Source organism: Neisseria sp. P0021.S006 (genome assembly GCF_051956895.1).
In genome coordinates this window covers 1-3788 of sequence record NZ_JBQCWZ010000082.1, presented here as the reverse complement: position 1 = coordinate 3788, position 3788 = coordinate 1, and the positions used below count along the sequence as shown (strand labels likewise).

The window sequence follows — 3788 nt, the reverse complement described above, 5'->3', positions numbered from 1 at the left end:
TATGCAGACAGGCTGTCCGATAAAGTGTCGGAACAGCCTGTTTTATTAACTGCATCTTATCCTTTCAGACGGCCTGAACCCAAACCCACATTCCAGGCCGTCTGAAAACCAATTTCAATGAAGTGAAAACCAACCTAAAGCTCAAATCATGATCAATCCCAGCTTCAAAGAATACCTTCCTTCCTACTATGTCAGCACGGCTAATCCCCATCCGTCTTATCCGACGCAGGAAGGCCGTCTGAAAACTGAAACCTGCGTTATCGGCGGTGGCCTGTCCGGCTTATGCACCGCCCTACCGCTTGCCGAAAACGGCCATGAAGTCATCGTACTTGAAGCCGCCCGTATCGGTTTCGGCGCATCAGGCCGCAGCGGCGGACAAGTCATCAGCGACTTTGCCTGCGGCATGGAAGAAATCGAAAAACAAGTCGGTTTGGAACAGGCTCAATGGTTCTGGCAGCAATCTCTGCAAGCCGTTGAACTGGTTGACTCCCGCATTCAAAAACACAATATCCAATGCGATTGGCAACGCGGCTACGCTACCGTCGCCGTCCGTCCTCAGCATTGGGAAGAATTGCAACAATGGCACGAACACGCTCAAAAACATTATGGCGCAAGCCATTACCAGCTTTGGGATAAAGCCACGCTGAAGCAGCAACTTGCCAGCGATATGTATCAAGGCGCGCAATTTGATCCTTTATCCGGCCACTTACACCCACTCAATTACACCCTAGGCATTGCCAAAGCGGCAACCGATGCAGAAGCACAACTTTTTGAGCAATCCCCGATGACGCGTATCGAGCCATGCGATAACGGCTGGCTGGTTCATACGCCCAATGGCAGTGTTGAGTGCAAAAACCTCGTTTATGCCGTCAATACTTATGCAGGCTTACACCCAAAATTCAAAGTATTGGAACAAAAAGCCATTGCAGTCAGCACCTTTATCATCGCCACCGAGCCACTGTGCGAACGCGCCAAAGACCTGATCCGCAATAATATGGCCATCTGCGACAACCGCCACGTCCTCGACTACTACCGCCTCAGCGCCGACGGCCGCCTGCTCTTCGGCGGCAAAGACAACGAGTTTATCGATGACCCTGACCGCATGACTGAACTCGTCCGCCAAGATATGCTGAAAGTTTTCCCGCAACTTGCCGATATCAGAATCGAGCATTCTTGGGGCGGCGAATGCGACATTACGCGCAACCTCGCCCCACATTTCGGCCGCCTCGCCCCTACCGTTTTCTACGCCCAAGGCTATTCCGGACACGGCATGGCGATTACCGGCATTGCCGGTTTGGCGATTGCCGAAGCCATCATGGGCGATGACGGCCGTCTGAAACCTTTCGAGCAACTGCGCCACAGCAACATCATCACCCAACCATTCCTGCGCAAACTCGGCTCTTTTCTCGGCTCAAAATACTATCAATGGAAAGACAGCCACTAAACCCAAGCAACAAACATATTTCAGACGGCGGCAGATTCAAGTAAAATTCAGGCCGTCTGAAAGCTTAGATACGACAAAATTCAATCATTCATCAGCAAGGAAACCATTATGAGCAACCATCACAAACTCATCATCCTCGGCTCCGGCCCCGCCGGCTATACTGCCGCCGTCTATGCTGCCCGCGCCAATCTCAACCCTGTGATCATTACCGGCGTTGAGCAAGGCGGACAACTGATGACCACCACCGAAGTGGACAACTGGCCTGCCGATGCCGAAGGCGTACAAGGTCCGGAACTGATGGCCCGTTTCCAGGCTCATGCCGAACGCTTCGGTACTGAAATGATTTTCGACCAAATCCACACCGTTGATTTGCAAAACCGTCCGTTTACCCTTAAAGGCGATATGGGCGAATACACCTGCGATGCACTCATCGTTGCCACCGGCGCTTCCGCCAAATATTTAGGTTTGCCAAGCGAAGAAACCTTTGCCGGCAAAGGCGTTTCCGCCTGCGCAACTTGCGATGGTTTCTTCTACAAAAAACAAGATGTTGCCGTAGTCGGCGGTGGCAATACCGCTGTGGAAGAAGCCCTCTACCTTGCCAATATCGCCAACACCGTTACCCTGATTCACCGCCGCGACAGCTTCCGCGCCGAGAAAATCATGGTGGACAAACTGATGCAACGCGTCGAAGAAGGCAAAATCATCCTCAAGCTCAACAGCTCGGTTGACGAAATCTTGGGCGACGAAAGCGGCGTTACCGGTGCACGCCTGAAACACAATGACGGCAGCACTGAAGAAATCGCTGTAAAAGGCGTTTTCATCGCCATCGGCCACAAACCCAACACCGACATCTTCAAAGGTCAACTTGATATGGATGAAACTGGCTACCTGAAAACCAAAGGTGGTACCGGTGACAATGTCGGCGCAACCAATATCGAAGGCGTATGGGCGGCAGGCGACGTCAAAGACCATACCTACCGTCAAGCCATCACCAGCGCAGCTTCCGGCTGCCAAGCTGCGCTTGATGCCGAACGTTGGCTCGACCGCCACGGCGTATGAGCCTCTAAGCTACGTCCTATTCTTTAAAACATAATCAAAAGGCCATCTGAAATTTCAGACGGCCTGAGACCTTTGCAAAATTCCTTTCCCCCAACAGCCGAAACCTAAACACAGGTTTTCGGCTGTTTTTGTTTCGAATATCCACTGATTCTACTCAAATACCCCCCATAATCCCCCTTGGATACCCGATAATCAGGCATCCGGGCCGCCTTTTAGGCGCAAACAGGCACACTTAGCCTGTTAGCCGCTTTCAAAAGGTTCAAACACATCGCCTTCAGATGGCTTTGTGCACTTACTTTGAGCAGACCAAAATAGACTGCCCGGGCATAGCGGAATTTACGGTGCAGCGTACCGAAGCTCTGTTCGACCACATAACGGGTTTTTGATAAATATCGGTTACGTTTGGTTTGTGCTTCCGACAGCGGATGTTTGCGGTGGGCTTTGCGCATAATGCCGTCCTGCAGCCGATGCTCTTTCAGATGTTGCCGGTTTTCCTTACTGTCGTAGCCTTTGTCGGCATAGACGGTCGTACCTTTGGATAGGCCTTCCAACAAAGGCAACAGGTGTTTGCATTCATGGGCATTGGCAGGGGTAATGTGCAGTTTCTCAATATAGCCTTCCGCATCGGTACGGGTATGTTGTTTGTAACCGAGTTTGTAGAGGCCGCTTTTCTTTATCCAACGGGCATCGCTGTCTTTACTCGGTGTGGTTTGGCTGCTGACTTGTCCTTCTTCATCGACTTCTATGGCCTGACGCTGTTTGCTGCCGGCGGTCTGAATAATGGTGGCGTCAATGACGGTGGCAGATGCTTTCTCTACTTTTAGGTTTTTTTCGGTCAGTTGTCGGTTAATCAGTTTTAGCAGTTCAGACAGGGTGTCGTCTTGCGCCAGCCAGTTGCGGTAGCGGCATAAGGTGCTGTAATCGGGGATGCTCAGTTCGTCAAAACGGCAAAACAGGTTGAAATCGATGCGGGTGATGAGGCTGTGTTTGAGTTCGGGATCGGAGAGGCTGTGCCATTGTCCGAGCAGGACGGCTTTGAACATGGACAACAGGGGATAGGCGGGACGGCCGCGGTGATCTCTAAGGTAACGGGTTCTTTGACGATTCAGGTACTGTTCGATCGGTTGCCAATCAATTACCTGATCCAACTTCAATAGTGGGAAGCGGTCGATGTGTTTGACGATCATGGCTTGGACGGTTTGCTGAAAGAAGGTGGTCATGGAAAATCCCCTAAATGTCTTAGTAGGAATTTAGGGGATTTTGGGGAATTTTGCAAAGGTCTCAG

General features: G+C 51.4%; 3 protein-coding genes. 2 read left to right on the top strand and 1 reads right to left on the bottom strand.

Features of this window, described 5'->3' with window-relative positions; translation table 11 throughout:
* Nucleotides 1-148: 148 nt before the first annotated feature.
* On the top strand, nt 149-1444 hold the full coding sequence (locus ACTHUM_RS10750) for an NAD(P)/FAD-dependent oxidoreductase (RefSeq protein WP_070461595.1): 1296 nt from the start codon (nt 149-151) through the stop codon (nt 1442-1444).
* A gap of 108 nt (nt 1445-1552) precedes the next feature.
* The gene (gene trxB, locus ACTHUM_RS10745; protein WP_049329772.1) at nt 1553-2503 is read left to right on the top strand and encodes a thioredoxin-disulfide reductase; all 951 of its coding nucleotides are present in this window, start codon (nt 1553-1555) and stop codon (nt 2501-2503) included.
* Nucleotides 2504-2715: 212 nt separating this feature from the next.
* On the opposite strand, the gene ACTHUM_RS10740 is transcribed toward trxB, so the two are convergent.
* On the bottom strand, nt 2716-3723 hold the full coding sequence (locus tag ACTHUM_RS10740) for an IS5 family transposase (RefSeq protein WP_440402875.1): 1008 nt from the start codon (nt 3721-3723) through the stop codon (nt 2716-2718).
* Nucleotides 3724-3788 lie beyond the last annotated feature (65 nt).

Excerpts from the sequence above, each read along its gene's own strand:
- ACTHUM_RS10750 (WP_070461595.1), top strand. The coding sequence starts at position 149 with ATGATCAATCCCAGCTTCAAAGAATACCTTCCTTCCTACTATGTCAGC.
- trxB (WP_049329772.1), top strand. The coding sequence starts at position 1,553 with ATGAGCAACCATCACAAACTCATCATCCTCGGCTCCGGCCCCGCCGGC.
- ACTHUM_RS10740 (WP_440402875.1), bottom strand. The coding sequence starts at position 3,723 with ATGACCACCTTCTTTCAGCAAACCGTCCAAGCCATGATCGTCAAACAC.